Source organism: Kocuria sp. NBRC 114282, assembly GCF_030268385.1.
Lineage (GTDB): Bacteria > Actinomycetota > Actinomycetes > Actinomycetales > Micrococcaceae > Kocuria > Kocuria palustris.
In genome coordinates this window covers 24,312-45,185 of sequence record NZ_BSQO01000010.1, presented here as the reverse complement: position 1 = coordinate 45,185, position 20,874 = coordinate 24,312, and the positions used below count along the sequence as shown (strand labels likewise).

General features: G+C 71.2%; 17 protein-coding genes. 10 read left to right on the top strand and 7 right to left on the bottom strand.

The genetic code is table 11. From position 1 onward, the window contains the following. Window positions 1-896: 896 nt before the first annotated feature. Window positions 897-2,108, bottom strand: a complete 1,212-nt coding sequence (locus tag QSJ40_RS12170) for a dicarboxylate/amino acid:cation symporter (protein ID WP_259872053.1) — start codon at window positions 2,106-2,108, stop codon at window positions 897-899. A gap of 1,300 nt (window positions 2,109-3,408) precedes the next feature. On the opposite strand from QSJ40_RS12170, the gene QSJ40_RS12165 reads away from it, so the two are divergent. From QSJ40_RS12165 to QSJ40_RS12125, 9 genes are read left to right on the top strand one after another with little or no spacing between them, the layout of a single operon-like run. Beyond that, the gene (locus tag QSJ40_RS12165) at window positions 3,409-4,416 is read left to right on the top strand and encodes a tetratricopeptide repeat protein (RefSeq protein WP_285731233.1); all 1,008 of its coding nucleotides are present in this window, start codon (window positions 3,409-3,411) and stop codon (window positions 4,414-4,416) included. A 1-nt stretch (window position 4,417) separates the two neighbouring features. After that, window positions 4,418-5,419: an HAD-IIA family hydrolase gene (locus tag QSJ40_RS12160; RefSeq protein ID WP_285731231.1), complete on the top strand. Its 1,002-nt coding sequence runs from the start codon at window positions 4,418-4,420 to the stop codon at window positions 5,417-5,419. Next, entirely contained in the window at window positions 5,416-5,598 is a 183-nt protein-coding gene (locus QSJ40_RS12155) for a hypothetical protein (RefSeq protein ID WP_006215836.1), read from the top strand. The genes QSJ40_RS12160 and QSJ40_RS12155 overlap by 4 nt, the downstream gene beginning before the upstream one ends. Continuing rightward, window positions 5,595-6,365, top strand: a complete 771-nt coding sequence (locus tag QSJ40_RS12150) for a TlyA family RNA methyltransferase (protein WP_024290204.1) — start codon at window positions 5,595-5,597, stop codon at window positions 6,363-6,365. Before QSJ40_RS12155 ends, QSJ40_RS12150 begins: the two co-directional genes overlap by 4 nt. A 60-nt stretch (window positions 6,366-6,425) precedes the next feature. After that, window positions 6,426-7,511, top strand: coding sequence for an NAD kinase (locus QSJ40_RS12145; RefSeq protein WP_235444488.1), 1,086 nt, complete (start codon window positions 6,426-6,428; stop codon window positions 7,509-7,511). Continuing rightward, window positions 7,508-9,253, top strand: a complete 1,746-nt coding sequence (gene recN, locus QSJ40_RS12140; protein ID WP_285731226.1) for a DNA repair protein RecN — start codon at window positions 7,508-7,510, stop codon at window positions 9,251-9,253. Before QSJ40_RS12145 ends, recN begins: the two co-directional genes overlap by 4 nt. A 57-nt stretch (window positions 9,254-9,310) precedes the next feature. Continuing rightward, window positions 9,311-11,047, top strand: coding sequence for a CTP synthase (pyrG, locus tag QSJ40_RS12135; protein WP_281196904.1), 1,737 nt, complete (start codon window positions 9,311-9,313; stop codon window positions 11,045-11,047). Between the two features lie 5 nt (window positions 11,048-11,052). Next, entirely contained in the window at window positions 11,053-11,748 is a 696-nt protein-coding gene (locus QSJ40_RS12130; protein ID WP_006215831.1) for an NUDIX domain-containing protein, read from the top strand. Between the two features lie 22 nt (window positions 11,749-11,770). Further along, complete coding sequence (locus QSJ40_RS12125; protein ID WP_285731222.1) at window positions 11,771-12,823, top strand: site-specific tyrosine recombinase XerD; 1,053 nt, start codon at window positions 11,771-11,773, stop codon at window positions 12,821-12,823. On the opposite strand, the gene QSJ40_RS12120 is transcribed toward QSJ40_RS12125, so the two are convergent. From QSJ40_RS12120 to QSJ40_RS12095, 6 genes are all read right to left on the bottom strand, one after another. Beyond that, window positions 12,768-13,829 (bottom strand): FUSC family protein, encoded by a 1,062-nt coding sequence (locus QSJ40_RS12120; protein WP_285731219.1) that lies wholly within the window; start codon window positions 13,827-13,829, stop codon window positions 12,768-12,770. The genes QSJ40_RS12125 and QSJ40_RS12120 overlap by 56 nt on opposite strands. Beyond that, a complete protein-coding gene (locus tag QSJ40_RS12115) occupies window positions 13,826-14,206 on the bottom strand; it encodes a GNAT family N-acetyltransferase (protein ID WP_285731218.1) in 381 nt (126 codons plus the stop codon). Before QSJ40_RS12115 ends, QSJ40_RS12120 begins: the two co-directional genes overlap by 4 nt. A gap of 160 nt (window positions 14,207-14,366) precedes the next feature. Next, window positions 14,367-15,527, bottom strand: a complete 1,161-nt coding sequence (locus QSJ40_RS12110) for a bifunctional 2-methylcitrate synthase/citrate synthase (RefSeq protein ID WP_206390570.1) — start codon at window positions 15,525-15,527, stop codon at window positions 14,367-14,369. Next, window positions 15,527-16,432, bottom strand: coding sequence for a methylisocitrate lyase (gene prpB / locus QSJ40_RS12105; protein WP_053447576.1), 906 nt, complete (start codon window positions 16,430-16,432; stop codon window positions 15,527-15,529). The genes QSJ40_RS12110 and prpB overlap by 1 nt, the downstream gene beginning before the upstream one ends. Next, the gene (locus QSJ40_RS12100) at window positions 16,432-17,949 is read right to left on the bottom strand and encodes an MmgE/PrpD family protein (RefSeq protein ID WP_285731214.1); all 1,518 of its coding nucleotides are present in this window, start codon (window positions 17,947-17,949) and stop codon (window positions 16,432-16,434) included. Before QSJ40_RS12100 ends, prpB begins: the two co-directional genes overlap by 1 nt. Beyond that, window positions 17,946-18,602 carry a GntR family transcriptional regulator gene (locus tag QSJ40_RS12095; protein ID WP_006215821.1) on the bottom strand — a complete coding sequence of 219 codons (657 nt, stop codon included), beginning with the start codon at window positions 18,600-18,602 and terminating at the stop codon, window positions 17,946-17,948. Before QSJ40_RS12095 ends, QSJ40_RS12100 begins: the two co-directional genes overlap by 4 nt. 278 nt (window positions 18,603-18,880) lie before the next feature. Between QSJ40_RS12095 and QSJ40_RS12090 the strand changes: the two genes are divergently transcribed. Continuing rightward, window positions 18,881-20,851 (top strand): acetate--CoA ligase, encoded by a 1,971-nt coding sequence (locus tag QSJ40_RS12090; RefSeq protein WP_285731211.1) that lies wholly within the window; start codon window positions 18,881-18,883, stop codon window positions 20,849-20,851. Window positions 20,852-20,874 lie beyond the last annotated feature (23 nt).

The following is a 20,874-nucleotide window of genomic DNA, read 5'->3' as shown; positions in this document are numbered from 1 at the left end:
GGGAGAGTAGGTCGCCGCCGCAATTATTTGTACGGAGAGAGGCTGATCGCTGACTCCTTGTCTTCACCGTGAGGGTGAGGATGGGTCGAGTCGCGGTCGGCCTCTTTTCGTGTACCCAGATGCTTTTGTGCCCCCTCCTGCTGAGTGGATACCTGATTGCGCTATGAGGGCCTTTAGCGCAATTGGGGATCCACTCGAATGCCGGTCAAGGGCCAGCTTCGGTGAGGGGGGATGCGGCCGTGAGCAGCGAAGCGGCAGACAGCACCTGCGCGCGATGACGCCGCAAGCTGAGCTGCCGCCCCACGACGATTGGATGCTCAATTGCGTTGTCGGCGTCCTCAACGCAATTGAGCATCCAATCGATCTCAGGGGCCGGTGCCGGTTCTGAGTAGGACTGAGGGCCGTTCGGGGCATCGGCACGGGCAGCTCTGGACCCCGCTGCGCCTGGGTGCGGAGCCGGGGCTGGCTCCCGACGCTCGAGTGGACCCTCAGTTGCGGTATCGGCGTCCTCAATGCAACTGGCGATCCACTCGAACAGGGGAGTGGGTGTTTCCGCTCCAGAAGCTCTCCTGGCTCTGTCTGCCGGCTCTCGGCCGCCCTGGCCCTGTCTGCCGACCCTCCGCGGGCCCTGCTGGCTTGAGACGTGATTCGAGTGTGCGCTGCCTTGCGCTGAGGGGTGTTTCAGCGCAAATGGGTATCCACTCGGCGAGAGGCAGTGGCCTTGGCCGCTCTCGTCGTCATGGCGGGGCCGTGGTCTTCTGGGGGTGTGGTGTCGTTTCCCGCTGCGGTGCGGCACTGGTGCTCGCGGTGCGGTGAGACGAATGACGAAGGCCCCGAGCCTCCTCCAGAGAGCTCGGGGCCTTCGCGTCGTCCGCGCTCAGGGCGCGGGGAGCAGATCACACAGCAGACGGCTGCGGATCCTCAGCGACAGCGTCGTCGTCGATGTCCTCCGACTTCTTGTAGAAGCGGTCGATGGCCACGGCGATCGCACCGTCACCGGTCACGTTGGTGGCCGTGCCGATCGAGTCGATGGCCACGTAGGTGGCGATCATGATGGAGATTGCAGTCTCGTCGAAGCCGAGCATGGACTGCAGGATGCCCACGGCGGCCATGATGGCACCGCCGGGAACGCCCGGTGCGGCGACCATGGTGATGCCGAGCATCAGGATGAAGCCGAAGTACTGCACCGGATCGATCTCGATGCCCGTGACCATCATGACGGCGGTGGAGAACAGCACGATCTTCACGGTTGAGCCGGCCAGGTGGATCGTGGCGCACAGGGGGATCGTGAAGCCGGCGACCTCCTCGCTCACCCCGTTGTTCCGGGTGGCCTGCAGGGTCACCGGGATGGTGGCCGCGGAGGAGGACGTGCCCAGGGCAGTGAAGTAGGCCGGCAGCATGTTCTTGAGCAGGCGGATGGGGTTCTTCTTGGCGATGGCCCCGGCGATCACGTACTGCAGGAGCAGCAGGATGATCGTGAGCACGAACGCGGTGATGACCACCTTGAAGAACGTGGAGATGACCGTCCCGATCTGCCCGTTCATGGTCAGCGACAGGAACGAACCGAACACGTAGACCGGCAGCAGCGGGATCACGATGCGGGTGACCACGAGCATGATGATGTCGCGCAGCTCCTCCAGACCGCTCTTCAGCGTGGTCCCGCGAACCATCGTGATGCCCACGCCCACGCAGAAGGCGAGCAGAAGCGCGGTCATGATGTCGAAGGGCGGGGGCATCTCGATGCTGAAGAACGACGACAGCGACTCCTCCGAGGGATCGCTCAGTGCGCCGCCGTCGTGGGTCTCATCGGCCAGCAGCGACGGGAACAGCGCCATCGAGGTGCCGAAGGCCATGAGGCCGGCACAGATGGTGGAGCCGTAGGCCACGGCGGCCGTGATCAGCAGCCACTTGCCGGCGCCGCGCCCGAGATCCGCGATCGCCGGAGCGACGAGGGCCAGGATCAGCACGGGGATCAGGAAGCCGAGGAAGCCGCTGAAGACGCCGTTGAACGTGACGAAGACGCGAGCGATCGGTTCCGGGAAGAACAGGCCGCACAGGGCGCCGAGCACGATGGCGACGACGATTCTCGTCAGCAGTGAGGACAGCATTCGATGGAGCATGGAGGGTCTTTCTTCGGGGTGTGGGGAGGCGGCCCTGAGACCAGCTGTGGTGCGCTCGCTCAGGTGCTGCGACCGATTCTGCGATCGGCGGACGAGTAGACTGTGCCGTCCATGGCTCAGAGGCCGCATCCGCTGCGGCCTCACTATGGCACGACTGCGCTCGGATGAGCTGCAGATCACGGAATTGTTGAACACATATCTGCGCGACGCGCACCGGAGGACTGAGATGGCCGAGGCCTGGTCGCAGGACAGCAACGATCGCGGCGAGGACCGGGGCGGCGATCGTCGGACTCCGGGGCGGGGTCGCGATGATCGCGGCGGCTCCGGATACCGATCGTCGGGGCAGGGGCGCAGCGGCGCCCGGCGTGACGATCGCCAGGGTTCGGGCCGCGGCTTCCGCGGCGACGCGCGCGGCGGATCCCGCGATGGTGAGCGACGCGGCTTCCGCGGCGACGAATCCCGCAGCGGGCGCGACGCACGCGGCGGCCAGGGACAGCGCTCGGGCGGTCCTCGGCGTGACTTCCGGGACGACGACCGCCGTGGGCCCCAGGGTGATCCCTCGGGCAGTCCCCGCCGTGACTTCCGCGGAGATGTCCGTCGGGATGGCCGGGATGGGCGCTCCGGCGGTCCGAGCAGGGGCTTCCGCAGCGATGATCGTCGGGGTGGCCGCGATGAGCGTTCGGGTGCTCCGCGTCGTGACTTCCGCGGCGACGATGGGCGTCCGGACGACCGGGGACCCCGTCGTGACTTCCGGGGCGGCTCTCAGGGCGGCGGCTCCGGTCGTCGCTGGGAGGACCGCGGCGGGGAGCGCAGGGATGATCGCGGCCCGCGTCGGGACGGCGATCGCCCCGGCGGGCGCGACGATTCCCGCGGCGGCGCGCGCTCCGGCGAGCGGCGCAGCAGCTGGGGCGATGACCGTCGCGGAGGACAGTCCCGCTCGGCATGGCGCGACGAGCCGCGTCACAGCAGCGAGGCACGTCGCGGCGGCGAGGGGCGTCGCGACGAGCGCAGGGACGACCGTCGAGGCCCGGGCACTCGCCCCGACGGCGGTCGGGACGGCGCCCGTGGTGACCGCCGCGGCGGCTCCCGCGGCTCCGACTCCCGCGGGGGCTCCAGAGGAGGGGAATCCCGCGATGGGCAGCGTCGGGGCTTCCGCGGCGACGACTCGCGCGGCGGGCGCAGGGATGATCGGCAGGGCGGCTTCCGCGGGGAGCGTCGGGACGGACGCCGCGATGAGCGCGGCGGACAGCGCCGGACGTCGAGCTCCTTCGAGGAGCGCGGCCGCCCCGTGCGCGCACCGCGTCCGGAGGTCGATGCCGACATCACCGGACAGGAGCTGGACCGCGACGCCCAGTTCCAGGTGCGCGCGCTCGAGGCCGACAACGCCGAGGCCGTCTCGCAGCACCTGGTGATGGTCGCCCGCTACATCGAGGACGACCCCGCCTTCGCGCTGGAGCACGCCCGCTACGCCGTCAGCCGCGCCGGGCGCGTGGCCGCGGTCCGCGAGGCCGCAGGCGTTGCCGCTTATGAGAACGGCGAGTACCACGAGGCCCTCAAGGAGCTGCGCACGTACCGCCGCATGACCGGCGACGACATCCACCTGCCCCTGATGGTCGACTGCGAGCGGGCCCTGGGCCGTCCGGAGAAGGCCCTGGAGCTGGCGGCCTCGGAGGGCGTGACCGAGCTTCCGGCCGATGCCCGCGTGGAGCTGGCGATCATCGTGGCAGGGTTGCGCCGGGACGAGGGCGACGCCGACGGCGCCCTGAAGGCCCTGGAGATCCCGCAGCTGGACCGCAACCGCGGCTTCTCCTACAGCCCGCGCCTGTTCCGCGCCTACGGCGAGGCTCTGCGCGGCGTCGGGCGGGAGAAGGAGGCGACCGCCTGGGACCGGCAGGCCCTCGTGGCAGAGGCCGCTCTGGGCACCGGCCCGTTCGAGGACCCGGAGATCGTGGACCTGGGCGAGGACGAGATCGGAGTGGAGCTCGACTCCGCCGAGGGTGCCCAGCGCGACATCGACCGGGTCTCCGACGTCACCGGGCAGTCCGAGGCCGAGGCCGAGGCGGACGACGCGGCGCAGGGCTCCGAGGAGCCCGCTGCGCAGCATCAGCCGGGTCTCGACGACGAGGACCTCGCCTCGATGGGCGGGGAGTCGGCCTCCGCCGACGGCTTCGACGACGATGAGGATCCGGCGCCGTCGTCGGGCCCAAGCGGCATCGTCCGCGACGCCGCCGCTGATGACGAATCCCTCGCGGACGGTGCTGCGAGCGAGGGCGAGACGGAGCAGGAGGACTCCTGAGATGACTCGGCGACTGATCGACGGCTGCGACGCGATCCTGGCCGACCTGGACGGCGTGGTCTACGCCGGTCCCGGGGCGATCTCGGAGGCCCCGGAATCGCTCGAGCGGGCCAAGTCCGAGGGCGTGCCGGTGATGTTCGTGACGAACAACGCCTCGCGCGCCGTCGAGACGGTCGCCGAGCACCTCAGCGAGCTCGGTGTGGCGACCCGCGGCGAGGACGTGGTCAGCTCCGCGCAGGCCGCCGCCCAACTGCTCAGCGACCGCCTTCCGGCCGGATCGCGGGTGCTGATCACGGGGGCCCAGGCGCTGTCGGACTACATCGCCGAGGCCGGCCTGACCCCGGTGAGCTCCCAGCACGACGACCCCGTGGCGGTCGTCCAGGGATTCGACCCGGAGATCGGCTGGAGCGATCTGGCCGAGGCGGCCTACACCCTGGCCGATGCCTCGGTGCTCTGGATGGCCACGAACACCGACGGTTCGATCCCGCGCGAGCGGGGCATCGCCCCGGGCAACGGGACGCTGGTGGACGCGGTGGCCAGGGCGACCGGGCGCACCCCGGAGGTCGCGGGCAAGCCCGAGGCCCCGATCTTCCGCACCGGCGCCCAGCGCCTGGGGGCTCAGCGCCCGCTGGTGATCGGCGACCGGCTGGACACCGACATCCTGGGCGGCAATCGCGCCGGCTTCGCGACCGCCCTGGTGCTCACCGGCGTGGACACGGTGCGCACCGCCCTCGGTGCGATCACCGACGAGCGCCCCGATCACCTCATCGCCGATCTCACGGGGCTCTTCGCCCCGGAGGCGGAGATCGCTGTGGAGGAATCGGACGGCGCCAGCATCGCGCGCTGCGGTGCCGCGCAGGCCACCGCGCACGACGACGGCCTGCGGATCTCCGGTGATGAGGACGACCTCGACGCCTGGCGCGCCGCCTGCGCCGCCTGGTGGGCCCGGCATCCGCAGGTCGACACGGCCTCGATCCCCGAGATCGATTGGACGGCGGCATGACCCAGTCGTTCGAGCCCTCGCAGAGCCCCGGGGTTCAGCGCGTCCTGCAGGACCTCGAGGACCTGGACCAGCGCCCCGTGGGCGAGCACGCCGCCGCCTATCAGGACGCCCACGAGCGGCTGACCCGCGAGCTCGAGTCGGCGCAGTCGCGCATCGCCGGTGCCGGCGGGACGTCGTGAGCTCTGAAGGACCGAGCGCCGAGCGGCTGGACCGCGCCCTGGTGACCCGGGGCCTGGCGCGCTCGCGCACCCTGGCCGCCCGATGGATCGCCGAGGGCCGCGTGAGCGTGGACGGGCAGCGCACGAGGAAGGCCTCGCAGCTGGTGGCCGCGACCTCCGGGGTGGAGCTCGAGGAGGCCGAGGGCCCCGAGTACGTCAGCCGCGCCGGGCACAAGCTGGCAGGGGCGCTCGAGGCGTTCCCGGACGTCGTCGTGGAGGGGCTGCGCTGCCTGGACGCCGGAGCCTCCACCGGGGGATTCACCGACGTGCTGCTGCGGGGCGGGGCACGGGAGGTCGTGGCCGTGGACGTGGGCCACGACCAGCTCGTGCCGCAGCTGCGCGCGGATCCGCGGGTGCGCGTGCACGAGGGCCTCAACCTGCGCTACATGGCCCCCGAGGACATCGGCGGCCCTGCCGAGCTGACCGTCTGCGATGTCTCCTTCATCTCCCTGACCCTGGTGATCGCACCGCTGGCGGCGGCCACCCTGCCCGGCGGGCACCTGCTGCTCATGGTCAAGCCGCAGTTCGAGGTCGGAGCGGATCGGCTGGGCCGCGACGGAGTGGTCGCCTCGGAGCAGCAGCGCCTCGAGGCGGTCGAGAAGGTGGCGGCCGCAGGCGTCGCTGCGGGCCTGATCGAGCTCGGGCGGACGCGCTCGCCGCTGCCGGGCCAGGACGGCAACCATGAGTTCTTCCTGCACTTGCAGCGTCCGGTGCCGGCGTCGTCCTGAACCCGAGGGCAGAACCGGGCCCTCCGTGTGCCGTCGGTCGGAGGACGTAGGGTGGAGCGCATGATCGACGACTCCGGCATGCGCGCGCCCGCCTCACGACGCATCCTGGTGCTCGCCCACATGGGACGTCCGGAGGCCCGGGTCGCAGCCCAGCAGACACTGCGCCAGCTGGCCGACTCCGGCGTGGAGGGCGTCCTGACCGCCGAGGACCGGGACGCCATGCTGCGCGCCCCGGAGGTGGACGAGCTGCCCCCGGTGGGAGTGGTGCCGGACAACTGCGCGCTGTCGGACATCGAGCTGGTGGTCGTGCTCGGCGGCGACGGCTCCATCCTGCGCGCCGCGGAGGTCGTCCGCGACGTCGAGGTCCCGCTGCTGGGTGTGAATCTGGGCCATGTGGGGTTCCTGGCCGAATCCGAGCGCTCCGGCCTGGCGGAGACGGTCCAGGCCGTCGTCGACGGCCGCTACACCGTCGAGGACCGCATGGCCCTGGACGTGCGGGTCTGGCACGCGGGACGCCCCGTGCTGCACACCTGGGCGCTGAACGAGGCCTCGGTGGAGAAGGGCGACCGCGAGAAGATGCTCGAGGTCGTCACCGAGGTGGACCGCAGGCCCCTGTCGTCCTTCGGCTGCGACGGCGTCATCATGGCCACACCCACCGGCTCGACCGCCTACGCGTTCTCCGCCGGGGGACCGGTCGTGTGGCCGGAGGTCGAGGCGCTGCTGATGGTCCCGCTCTCGCCGCACGCGCTGTTCTCGCGGCCGCTGGTCGTCTCGCCGTCGTCCATGATCGCCGTGGAGGTGCTCACCCGCACCGATGCCCGCGGCGTCCTGTGGTGCGACGGCCGCCGCACGGTCGAGCTGCCTCCGGGATCGCGCATCGAGGTCACCCGCGCCGAGCGGCCCGTGACCCTGGCGCGCATGCATCGCACGCCGTTCTCGGAGCGCCTGGTCAAGAAGTTCGGCCTGCCGACCGCAGGCTGGCGCGGCCCCGTGGAGCGGGACGAGATCTCGGACGCCACCTCCACGCTGCCGATCGTCCAGCCGGACTACCGCACGACCATCCGCCACCAGGAGCCGGGCACGCCTCAGCACCTGTCCGTGGGCCAGGAGATCCCGCAGGCCGATCGTCCGGAGGAGGGCTCATGATCGAGGAGATCCACATCCGCGATCTCGGGGTGATCACCGATGCCGTGCTCCCCCTGGGGCCGGGGCTGACGATCCTCTCCGGCGAGACCGGCGCGGGCAAGACCATGGTCGTGACCGCCCTGGGCATGCTGCTGGGACGCCGCGCCGACGCCGGCGCTGTGCGCGTGGGCGCAGAGAAGGCCGTGGCGGAGGCCGTCGTGAACGTCCCGTCCGATCACGCCGCGGTGGCTCTGGTGGAAGACGCCGGGGGAGACGTCGACCACGAGCAGGACCGCGCCTCCCTGCAGCTCAGCCGCACCGTGGCCGCCACGGGGCGCTCGCGGGCGCACGTGGGCGGACGCAGCGCCCCGGTGGCTCGGCTCGGCGAGCTCGGCGAGACCCTGGTGGCCGTGCACGGACAGTCGGATCAGCTGCGGCTGACCTCGGCGGCCGCGCAGCGCCATGCGCTGGACACGTTCGCAGCCGTGCACGACACCGGCTCGGCACGCGGTCGGAAGAAGGCCGCCGAGAGCCGGGGCTTCGAGGAGCTGCTGGGCGAGTACCGTGCGGCGCTGTCGTCGTTCGAGGCCGTCGAGGCCGAGCTCTCCGAGATCCGCGAGAAGGGCCGGGAGCGCGCGCTCGAGGCGCAGTCGCTGCGGGCTGCGCTCGAGGAGATCGACGCCGTCGAGCCGGTCAGCGGTGAGGACGAGGCCCTGAACGCCGAATCGCAGAAGCTCACGAGCCTCGAGTCGCTGCGCGGCGCCTCCATGACCGCGCACGCGGCGCTGTCGGGAAGCGAGGAGGATCCGGACGCGGCGTCGTCGATCCTGCTGGTGGACCGGGCGCTGTCCGCCCTCGACCAGGAGGCCGACTCCGATCCCGAGCTCGAGCAGCTGGCCCAGCGCGTGCGCGAGCTGTCCGTGCTGACCAACGACGTCGCGGCGGATCTCTCCGCCTACGCGACCGGCCTGGACGAGGACGGCCCGGCGCGGCTGGCCGAGGTCGAGGCCAGGCGCGCGGCCCTGCGCGGGCTGACCAAGACCTACGGCGCGGACATCGACGAGGTGCTCGCCTTCGCCGAGACCGCCCGCACCCGCCTGGAATCGCTCGGCGACGACCCCCAGCGCGAGGAGCAGCTGGCAGCGCAGCGCGACCAGCTGCTGGAGGCCCTCGAGGCCCAGGCCGGCGAGCTCACGCAGCGCCGCAGCGGCGCGGCCGAGCAGCTGGCGCAGGAGGTCGGCACCGAGCTCAAGGCGCTGGCCATGCCCAACGCCGCGCTGATCGTCTCCGTGGAGCCGTCGCAGCGCTTCGACCGCTGGGGCCGCGACACCGTCGAGTTCCTGCTGCGAGCTCACGCCGATGCCTCGCCGCGGCCTCTGGGCAAGGGCGCCTCCGGCGGTGAGCTCTCGCGCCTGATGCTGGCGCTGGAGGTCGTGCTGGCCGCCGTCGACCCCGTGCCCACGTTCGTGTTCGACGAGGTCGACTCCGGCGTGGGCGGCAAGGCCGCCCTGGAGATCGGCCGGCGCCTGAAGATGCTGGCCCGGAACGTGCAGGTGCTCGTGGTGACGCACCTGCCGCAGGTCGCGGCCTTCGCCGATGAGCACGTGCTCGTGACCAAGAGCTCGGACTCGACCGTCTCGGATGTGAGCGTGCTCTCGCAGGACGAGCGCGTCATCGAGCTCGCCCGCATGCTGGCGGGCCACGAGGACTCCGAGGCGGCCCAGGAGCACGCCCGCGAGCTGCTGCGCGATGCCTCGGCCTAGCGCCCCTCCCCACCCCCTCGCAGACCCCCCGACCGTCCAGTGATAGGCTAGAACCCCGTGGTGAACGCTCAGAATGCCGCCGCAACGGCTGGCGATACGCAGACAGAGACCTCCGGCTCCACCGGCAAGGTCACCCGGCAGATCTTCGTGACGGGCGGTGTGGTCTCGTCCCTGGGCAAGGGGCTGACGGCCTCCTCGCTCGGGATGATCCTCAAGGCCCGCGGCCTCAAGGTCACGATGCAGAAGCTCGATCCCTACCTCAACGTGGATCCGGGCACCATGAACCCGTTCCAGCACGGCGAGGTCTTCGTGACCGACGACGGCGCCGAGACCGACCTGGACATCGGGCACTACGAGCGCTTCCTCGACGAGGACCTCGACGCCTCCTCCAACGTGACCACCGGCCAGGTGTACTCCTCCGTGATCGCCAAGGAGCGCCGCGGCGAGTACCTGGGCCAGACCGTGCAGGTCATCCCGCACATCACGGACGAGCTCAAGGCGCGCATGCGCTGGCACGCCGATCACGTGCCGGAGGGCGAGGAGGCCCCGGACGTGATCATCACCGAGATCGGCGGCACCGTGGGCGACATCGAGTCGCAGCCGTTCATCGAGGCCGCCCGCCAGGTCCGCCGCGACATCGGCCGACGCAACGTGTTCTACCTGCATGTGTCGCTGATCCCGTACATCGGCCCGGCCAAGGAGCTGAAGACCAAGCCCACCCAGCACTCGGTGGCTGCGCTGCGCAACCTCGGCATCCAGCCCGACGGCCTGGTGCTGCGCTGCGATCGCGACCTGCCGGACTCCATGCGGGCCAAGATCGCCGATGCCTGCGACGTCGACATCGACTCCGTGATCTCCTGCGCCGATGCCCCGAGCATCTACGACATCCCCAAGACCCTGCACGGCCAGGACCTGGACGGCTCCATCCTCGACTACTTCGGGATGGAGCGCACCGAGGCCGACTTCTCGCACTGGAACAAGCTGCTCAGCGCCGTCCACGAGCCCAAGCACTACCTGACGATCGGGCTGGTCGGGAAGTACATCGACCTGCCGGACGCCTACCTGTCGGTCTCCGAGGCGCTGCGCGCCGGCGGCTTCGCCAACGACGCCCGCGTGAAGATCAAGTGGGTGGCCTCGGACCTGTGCCAGACCCCCGAGGGCGCAGCGCGGGAGCTCGGCGACGTCGACGCCATCTGCGTGCCCGGCGGCTTCGGAATCCGCGGCCTGGAGGGCAAGCTCGGCGCGCTGACCTACGCGCGCACCACGGGCCTGCCCACCCTGGGCCTGTGCCTGGGCCTGCAGTCGATGGTCATCGAGTACGCCCGCTCCGTCGTGGGCCTGCACGACGCCTCCTCGACCGAGTTCGACCCGGACACGGCCACTCCCGTGATCGCCACGATGGCCGAGCAGGAGCAGTTCGTGGAGGGCGCCGGCGATCTGGGCGGCACCATGCGACTGGGCCTGTACCCGGCCAGGCTCACGGAGGGCTCGGTCGTGGCCGAGGCCTACGGCGCCACCGAGGTCCAGGAGCGCCACCGCCACCGCTACGAGGTCGGCAACGACTACCGCGATCAGCTCACCGAGGCCGGTCTGGTCATCTCGGGCACCTCGCCCGACGGCACCCTGGTCGAGTTCGTGGAGCTGCCGCGGGAGACTCACCCGTACTACGTCTCCACGCAGGCCCACCCGGAGCTGCTCTCGCGTCCCACCAAGGCCCACCCGCTGTTCGCCGGGCTGGTCAAGGCCGGCCTGGAGCGCCAGGCCTCCCGCACGGACGCGTCCCCGGAGCGCTGAGCCCCATGGAGTTCGTGGAACTGGGTGCCGGGGAGCTGACGGATCGCGTGGATCCGCGGCGCGTCCTGGCTTCCGAGACGGTCTACGAGGGCCGGATCTGGGACGTCGTCTCGGAGCAGGTGGAGCTCTCCGAGGGCGGCCCCCGGATGACCCGCGACTTCATCACCCACCCCGGTGCTGTGGCGATCCTGGCCTTGGACGATCAGGATCGCGTCCTGCTCATCCGCCAGTACCGCCACCCCGTGGGGATGACGCAGTGGGAGATCCCCGCAGGCATCCTCGACGTAGAGGGCGAGCATCCGGCCAAGGCCGCCGCTCGCGAGTTGGGGGAGGAGGCGGACCTGTCCGCCGGGCGCCTCGACACCCTGGTCGAGTTCCACAACAGCCCCGGCTCCTCGGCCGAGTCCCTGCGGATCTACCTGGCACGGGAGCTCACGACCCTGGATCAGGAGTTCGAGCGCGAGGACGAGGAGTCCGAGATCGTGGCCACCTGGGTCCCGCTCGACGACGCCGTGGCGGCCGTGCTCGACGGCAGCCTGCACAACCCCAACCTGGTCACCGGAGTGCTGGCCGCCCACGCCTCGCGCGCCGCGGGCTGGTCCTCGCTGCGCCCGGCCGATGCCGCGTGGCCTGCTCATCCCGGGCTGCGCGGCACCGACGGGCTGACTCCCGCCACCATCACGCCGCCGGACGCCCGCTGACGCGTCGGCCTCGGCGTCCCAGGTGTCTCCGGTGTCCCGCGCGTCCCGACCGCCCGCTGAATCCTCTGCTGCTTCGTCAGCGGTGCAGCGGGCGGTCGAGCGCTATCTGCAGCACCTTGCCGTGGAGCGAGGCCTGGCTGCCAACACCCTGGCGGCGTACCGGCGGGATCTGGCGCGCTACGTCCGCTTCGTGACGGAGATCGGCGACGGCGCGCAGGCACCACCGGTCGATGATCCGCGGGAGATCACGGTCGCCCATGTCACCGGCTTCGTGCGCTGGCTGCAGCGCCCGGCACCGCCGAAGGGGGCGGCCGACGGCGGTGCTGACGGCGCGGGGCTCAGCGCTCGCAGCGCCGCCCGGGTCGTGGTGGCGGTGCGCGGTGCGCATCGCTTCTGGCTGCTCGAGGATCTCACCGAGCACGATCCCGCCGCCCAGGTTGCGCCGCCCACGCCGGGGATGCGGCTGCCCAAGGCGATCTCCGCCGAGCGGATCACGCGGCTGCTCGAGGCGCCGGATCCGTCCACGCCTGCCGGGCTGCGCGATCGGGCGCTGCTCGAGGTCCTCTACTCCACGGGGGCGCGCGCCTCCGAGGTCATCGGCCTGGACGTCGACGACCTGTCGGCGGCGCTGAGGTCGGGGGAGGAGTCGTCGGGGCTGCCGTTCCTGCGGCTGTTCGGCAAGGGATCGAAGCAGCGGATGGTGCCGCTGGGCCGACCGGCAGTCGCGGCGCTGGACGCGTGGATGGTGCGCGGGCGGCCGGAGCTGGCGGCTAAGGGCAAGGCCGATGCCGCGGTCTTCCTCAATCAGCGCGGCGGGCGGATCACCCGGCAGACGGTGTGGAACACGGTGATCCAGGCCGCCGAGGCCGCAGGGCTGAGTGCTGAGGGCGTGGAGGTCAGCCCGCACACGCTGCGCCATTCCTTCGCCACGCACCTGCTCGAGGGCGGGGCGGACCTGCGCGTGGTCCAGGAGCTGCTGGGGCACGCCTCGGTGACCACCACGCAGGTCTACACACTGGTCACCGCCGACTCCCTGCGCGAGGTCTGGGCCATGGCCCACCCGCGCGCCCGCTGAGGCTGCGCATCCCGCTGGTGGCGCTCACTAGCAGAAGGGCGAGGGCGGCCCCGATGCCGGTCTCGATCACGCGATCTCCGATCAGCTCATGAGCCGGGGTGGTGACCACGAAGCTCGTCATCAGCAGCGCCACCGGCGTGAGGAATACCAGGGCCAGGCTGTAGTGGCGCACCGCGTAGAGCTCGTTGGCGAACTGCAGCGCCGCCAGCAGCAGGGCCAGGCCCAGCGGGCTCCAGTCGATCAGCAGGAGGAGACCGGTCAGGGCCACGCCGGCGAAGGTGCCGATGACGCTGTGGACCACCCGGTTCGCCGCCCCGGCGAGATCCGCAGCGGCGATCGGAGCGGTCGCCGCCAGGATCGCCCAGTGGTAATGGCCCAGGCCGCTGGCGGTGGCCGCCGCACCGGCAAGGCCGACGGCGACGGCATAGCGAGAGGCCCGCGCCAGCGCCTCGGGCCAGGCCACCGGCTGCAGGGGCGGGGCCGCCATGCCGTCGGGCGCGCAGCGGGGCGGAGTGGCCAGGAGGAATCCCAGCACCACGACGAGCGCCGCACTCGCCACGGCGGCGAGGGCGGCCTCCCCGAGCCGTCCCTGTCTGGGCACACCGGCGACGGTGGTGAAGGCGTACAGGTAGAAGAAGGGGCCGGCCGGGCGCAGCTGCAGCCGGTCCGAGACGACGGACAGCACGGCGGCCACGACGACGGCTGCGAACGTCACAGCCCAGGGGCCGAGCCCGGCGCTGGCCGAGGCCGCCCCGGCGATGACGCTGCCGCTCATGAGCGCCCCTGCGATCGCCAGGTGCTGGAAGCGCAGGCGCGGTGCATCCGCGCGTCCGAACACACCCGTGAGCGATCCGAAGATCACGTGCACGCACAGATCCAGTCGCCCGAGCAGGACGACGGCCAGAAGGGGCAGCGCGATGCCGATCCCGACGCGCGCGGCAGGCCCGCGGTGACCGCGCCCGGAGGGGATATGGAGGAAGTCCTGGAGGTGGCTCTTCACGATCATGCGAAGGAGCGGACCATGAAGATCTTGGGGCAGCGGGTGCCGTCGCCGGGTGCCACGAAGTCCGCCAATCGGCCGTACTCCCGGAAGCCCTCCGAGGCGTAGAGATGCTGGGCTCGCTCATTGCCCTCGCGCAGGTCGAGGGTGAGGTGCTCGATGCCTGCGGTCTGCGCCTGCTCCAGCAGCAGGCGCAGACCGCAGGCGTCGTGGGCAGGGCCGTCGACGATGCCGCGCAGCAGGTCCTCGAGCTCTTCCCGCGCGGGCGGGTCGGTCCAGCCGAGGGCTGCGCCGTCGCTGACGAGGCCGCCGATCATGCGGGTGCGGGAGTCCAGCACCGGGTCGGTCAGGTCGTCGGCGGTGGCGCGGTGCAGTTCGGGCATGACGGAGAGTCTACGAAGATCCGGGCGGCGTCCCGTCGCCGTGTTCTGTGGGAGCCGGAGGCGAGGCGCTGTCGTCGGGTCCCGACGAGCAAGTCCCCGAACGGACCGGGCCCCGCCGATCGCTGGGGATCGGCGGGGCCCGGTCAGGACGGATCGAGGATCAGTCCAGGTGGCGCTCGTCGGGGCCGTTGTAGGCCGACAGCGGCCGGATCAGCGAGTTCGCGGCACGCTGCTCCATGATGTGCGCGGTCCACCCGGTGAGGCGGGCACACACGAACAGCGGGGTGAACGTGGGAATGTCGAAGCCCATGAGCCAGTAGGTGGGCCCGGCCGGGTAGTCCAGGTTGGGCTTGATCTGCTTGGCCTCGTCCATGGAGCGGGCCAGGCCGTTGTAGAGGCCCAGGATCTCCCGGCGGTCGTAGTGATCCAGCATGCGGAACAGGGCGTCCTGCATGGTGGGCACGCGGGAATCGCCGTTCTTGTAGACGCGGTGGCCGAAGCCCATGACCTTCTTCTTCTCGGCCAGGGCCTGGTCCATCCACTCCTTGGCCCGCTTCTCGGCGTCTTCCTCCGACTCGTCCTTGCGGATGCCGAGCTCCTGGAAGGTGTGCATGACGGCCTCGTTGGCGCCGCCGTGCAGCGGGCCCTTGAGCGCGCCGACCGCACCGACCACGGCGCTGTGCAGGTCCGCCAGCGTGGAGGTGATCACGCGCGCCGTGAAGGTCGAGGCGTTGAAGGAGTGCTCGGCGTACAGGATCATCGACACGTTGAAGGCGTCGACGACCTCCGGATCGGCCTCCTCGCCGAAGGCCATCCACAGCAGGTTCTCGCTGTAGCTGAGGTCATCGCGGGCGGAGATCGGGCCCTTGCCGTGGCGGCGGCGCTGGTCGTAGCAGACCACCGCGGGCATGGCCGCGAACAGCGCCTTGGACTTCTCCAGCTCCGCCTCGGGGGAGGCGTCCTCGGCCTTGGGGTGCTGGGCGCCCAGGACGGAGACCGCGGTGCGGCACACGTCCATGGGGTGGCAGTCCGTGGGCAGGGCGTCGATCACGGCCTTGAGCTCGGGGCTCAGGTCGCGGTGCGCCCGCTCGAACTCCTCGAACTCCGTCAGCTCCTGCGCGGTGGGCAGCTCGCCGTTCCACAGCAGCAGCGCGACCTCCTCGATCGTGCGCGAGGCCGCCAGCTCCTGGACGGGATAGCCGCGGTAGAGCAGGGAGTTGGACTCGGGGTTGACCTTGGAGACGGCCGTGACATCGGCGACGACGCCGGCCAGGCCCTTGTGGACCTCGGGCTCCTGGGTGGACTGATCTGCAGTGCTCATCACTTGCCTCCTGGGACGTCGAATGCGAAGACCTGGCTGTCGAACTGGTTGTAGCCGTCGTAGTCGACGGTCTCGTACAGACGCGCTCGCGTCTGCATCTGGGGCACAGCGGCCTGCTGGGTGCCGTCCTGCCGGATGGTGTCGAGCAGGCGCTCGACCGCACCCATGGCTGCGCGCTGTGCGGAGACGGGGTAGATGACCATGGAGACCCCGGCGTCCTGCAGCTGCTGGACCGTGAACAGCTCGGACTTGCCGAACTCCGTCATGTTCGCCAGCACCGGCACGTCGAGTGCCGAGGCGACGGCCTCGAACTCGGAGAGGTCCTTCATCGCCTCCGGGAAGATCGCGTCCGCGCCGGCCTCGACCAGCGCCTGGGCACGCTCGATCGTGGCCTCGAGGGTGTCCACTGCGCGGATGTCGGTGCGGGCCATGAGCACGAAATCCGGATCGCGCCGTGCCTTGGCGGCGGCCTGCAGTCGCTGCACGGCGGTGTCCTGGTCCACGACGGCCTTGCCGTCCAGGTGCCCGCAGCGCTTGGGGTTGACCTGGTCCTCCAGGTGGCACCCGGACAGCCCGGCGTTCTCGAGCTCCTGGATGGTGCGGGCTACGTTCATGGCCTCGCCGAACCCGGTGTCGGCGTCGATCAGGGTGGGCAGGTCCGTGGTGCGGGCGATCTGCCCGCCGCGGGTCGCCACCTCGGTGAGCGTGGTCAGCCCGATGTCCGGAAGGCCGAGTTCGTTGGCCAGGACGCCGCCGGAGATGTAGACGCCGTCGAAGCCCTTCTCCTGGATCATCGACGTGGCCAGCGGCGTGAACGTGCCGGGGAACTGCACGCAGCGGTCTTCGGCGAGCAGCTCGCGGAAGCGCTTGCGCTTCTGCTGGGCGGTGACGTGGGAGTACAGCATCAGAAGATCCCCTCGGGTCCGGTGGCCAGGTCGACGGAGGCCAGGATGTTCAGCGCGCCGAGATCGCCCGCCTCCAGGCTGGGCAGCTCCTCGGCCGCCTGGATGAAGCGCTCGAGCTCGGATTCCGCCACGACGCCCTCGGCCAGCGAGCGAAGCTTGGTCAGGTACTGCTCGCGGGCGAACGGACGGGCGCCGAGCGGGTGGGCGTCCGCCACGGCGATCTCCTCGACGATCCGGGTGCCGTCGGTGAGGGTGATCTCCGCCCGGCCGCCGAAGGCCTTCTCGGAGATGTCCAGGGAGTGGTAGCGGCGGGTCCACTCCGGATCCTCCTGCGTGGTGACCTTGTTCCACAGGGCGACCGTCTCCGGACGGCCCGCGCGCTCGGGGGCGTAGGAGGCCGAGTGGTTCCATTCGCCGTCCTGCAGCGCCACGGTGAAGATGTACGGGATCGAGTGATCCAGGGTCTCGCGAGAGGCCTTGGGGTCGTACTTCTGCGGATCGTTGGCGCCGGAGCCGATGACGTAGTGGGTGTGGTGCGAGGTGTGCAGCACGATCGAGTCGACGTTGTCCGCGTTCGCGATCTCCGGGTGCTCGGAGTGCAGGCGCCGCGCCAGGTCGATCCAGGCCTGGGCCTGGTACTCGGCGGAGTGCTCCTTGGTGTAGGTGTCCAGGATGGCGCGCTTGGCCTCGCCCGGGCCCGGCAGCGGGACCTCGTAGGAGGCGTCCTTGCCGTCCAGCAGCCAGGCGATCACGCCGTCCTCGCCCTCCCAGATGGGAGTGGGGGAGGTCTGCCCGCGCATGGCGCGATCGACGGCCTCCACGGCCATCTTGCCGGCGAAGGCCGGGGCGTGGGCCTTCCAGGTGGAGATCTCGCCCTTGCGGGACTGGCGGGTGGCCGTGGTGGTGTGCAGGGCCTGGCCGATCGCGTGGAAGATCACGGACGGGTCCAGGTGCAGCAGCGTGCCGATGCCGGCTGCCGCGGAGGGGCCCAGGTGGGCCACGTGGTCGATCTTGTGGGCGTGCAGGCAGATGGCCTTGGTCAGATCGACCTGGATCTCGTAGCCGGTGGCGATGCCGCGGACCAGGTCCGCGCCGCTGGCGCCGGTGTGCTGGGCCACCGCGAGGATCGGCGGGATGTTGTCGCCGGGGTGGGAGTACTCGGCGGCCAGGAAGGTGTCGTGGAAGTCGAGCTCGCGCACGGCCACGCCGTTGGCCCAGGCAGCCCACTCGGGGGAGACCGCGGTGGCCGAGTCCACGCCGAACAGCTGCGCGCCGCGGGCGTCCGAGGCCGGGCGGTGGCGCAGGGCCTGATCGCGGGCCGAAACGATGGGGGCGCGGTTGATCGAGGCCATGGCGACCGAGGCGTTGTCCAGCACGCGGTTGATCACCATGTCGGTGACCTCGGGGGAGACCTCCACCGGGTCGGCGGCGACCTCGGCGATCTTCCAGGCCAGCTGCTCCTCGCGGGGCAGCTGCGCCGATGACGGGTGGACCTTCACGGTGTGGTTGACGGTCATGACGTCCTCTCTGATGCGGTGGTTTCGGTCTTCTCGAGGGCTGCGCTCAGGGCCTGGTGCAGGTGCAGGCGCACGGCGGCCTCGGCCAGCTGCTCGGAGCCGGAGGCGATGGCCCGGGCGATTGCGGCGTGCTCCTGGGCGGCGCTGACCAGCCGGGACGGGTCGTGGGACGAGAGCCGGCGCACCCGGATGAGCTGGGTGCGCACGGTCTCCAGGGCGGTGACGAGCCAGGGGTTGGCCGCGGCGTCGTCGATCATCTGGTCCATGCGGGCCACGAGCTCGTAGTACTCGTCCGGGACCGGGTCTCGGTCCAGCTGGTTCGAGATGCCCTGCAGCTGCTCGCCCAGGTGCACGAAGTCGCCCGGCGTGCAGCGCACCGCCGCCAGTCGAGCGGCCTTGACCTCGAGGGCCTCGCGGAGCTCGAACAGCGGCTCGATGTCCGCGGAGCTGATCCGGCTGACCGCCGTGCCGCGGCCTCCGATCTGCTCGGCCAGGCCGTCGGCGGCCAGCAGGCCCAGGGCCTCGCGCACCGGCGTGCGGGAGGTCCCGAAGCGCTCGGAGAGCTCGACTTCCCCCAGGGGTGCCCCGGGGGCGAGATCTCCGTTGAGGATCTCCGTGCGCAGCTGGAGGTGCACGCGCTGACCTGCTCGCATGGTGCTCCTCTCCGCCCGAGGGCTCGGTGCGCGCCCGACGTGCTCGCGGCGCTTGCTGTGTATACACACCCTGCCACGGACCGTGGTTCCTGTCACGTCGTCGAGCAGGCGATGGGCATCAATGTATACACAGGGGTGGTGCCAAGTGAGCTGAGTCACTAGTGTGGCGGACATGGAACCGGGCGGGGCCCGGCGGCGGTGCACCGCGTGCATCGCCTGCGCGGCGCCCCGGACCGGGTCGGCCCACGAGCCACGCACAGCACGGACAAGGAGCATCCATGAGCCAGCACAGCGCGGACCAGCCCCGCCCCACCACCACCGCCGAGCGCACGCTGCCCGGCGACGGCACCTACTCCGGGGCGTGGCGGCGCAGCGTCGAGGATCGGGAGGGCTTCTGGCTGGAGGCAGCCCAGGGCATCGACTGGATGACGCCGCCCAGCCGGGCGCTGGATGCTTCCGGCGACCCGATCTTCCGCTGGTTCCCGGAGGCCACGCTCAACACGTGCGCCAATGCGGTGGACCGCCACGTCGCGGCCGGTCGCGGGGATCAGGCGGCCATCATCTACGACTCCGCCGTGCTCGAGCGGCAGGAGACGATCACCTATGCCCAGCTGCAGGACCGGGTGGCGCAGGCCGCTGGGGCCCTGCGGGAGCTGGGCGTGCAGAAGGGCGATCGGGTGCTCATCTACCTCCCGATGATCCCGGAGGCGCTGATCTCCATGCTGGCCTGCGCCCGGCTGGGCGCGGTGCACTCGGTGGTCTTCGGCGGCTTCGCCCCGCGCGAGCTCGCCGTGCGGATCGACGACTGCGCCCCGCGCGCCGTCATCACTGCCTCCGGCGGAGTGGAGCCCAAGCGACGCATCGAGTACCTGCCCTCCGTGGAGGAGGCGGTGCAGATGGCCGAGCAGAAGCCGTCTGCGGTGCTGGTGGTCGGGCGCGAGGGCTTCGAGCACGACGTCGCGGGCATGCGCGAGCGCGCGGCCGTCAACGGCCTCGAGTGGGTGGACTGGCAGGAGGCGGTCGAGGCCGCCGAGCCTGCCGAGCCGGTCGAGGTCGCTGCCACCGATCCGCTCTACATCCTCTACACCTCCGGCACGACCGGCAGCCCCAAGGGCGTCGTGCGGGACAACGGCGGCCACGCCGTGGCGCTGAGCTGGTCCATGGCCAACATCTACGACATCGGCCCCGGCGAGGTCATGTGCACCGCCTCGGACGTGGGCTGGGTCGTGGGCCACTCCTACATCGTCTACGCGCCGCTGCTGGCCGGGGCCACGACCGTGCTCTACGAGGGCAAGCCGGTGGGCACCCCGGATGCCGGTGCGTTCTGGCGGCTGGTGGCCGAGCACCGCGTGAAGGCCTTCTTCACCGCCCCCACCGCGCTGCGGGCCATCCGCAGGCAGGACCCCGAGGGCGAGCTGGTGGCCGAGCACGACCTGTCGAGCCTGGACACGCTGTTCGTGGCCGGCGAGCGCCTGGACCCGGAGACCTGGAGCTGGGCGGGCAGGGCGCTGGATATCCCCGTGGTCGATCACTGGTGGCAGACCGAGACCGGCTGGGCCATCAGCGGCAACCCGATGGGCCTGGAGCAGCTGCCGCTGAAGTCCGGCTCCTCCACGGTGCCGATCCCGGGCTACGAGATCGAGATCCTGGATCCGTTGGGCGAGCCGGTGCCACAGGGGGAGGAGGGCAACATCGCCGTGCGCCTGCCGCTGCCGCCGGGCACGCTGGCCACCCTGTGGGGCAGCGACGACCGCTTCCGCAGCGCCTACCTGGAGGCCTTCCCCGGGTACTACGTCACCGGCGACTCCGGGCGGATCGACGAGGACGGCTACGTCTTCGTGATGGGCCGCACCGACGACGTCATCAACGTCTCCGGCCACCGGCTCTCCACCGGTGCGCTCGAGCAGGCCCTGGCCCAGCACCCCGCGGTGGCCGAGTGCGCCGTGATCGGCGTGGCCGATGAGCTCAAGGGCCAGCGCCCGTGCGGATACGTGGTGGTCAAGCAGGGCATCGAGACCTCGCAGGAGCAGCTCAGCGAGGAGCTCGTGCAGCTCGTGCGCCGGGAGATCGGAGCGGTCGCCGACCTCAAGCAGATCGCGGTGGTCGAGGCCCTGCCCAAGACCCGCTCCGGGAAGATCCTGCGCAAGACCATGCGCCAGATGGCCGATGGCCAGGAGGCGCCGGTGCCCTCGACCATCGAGGATCCGGCCGTGCTGGAGGCGCTAGAGCCCGTGCTGCGGGGCCGGTGAGTGCGCGGCGGGGCGATCCTGCC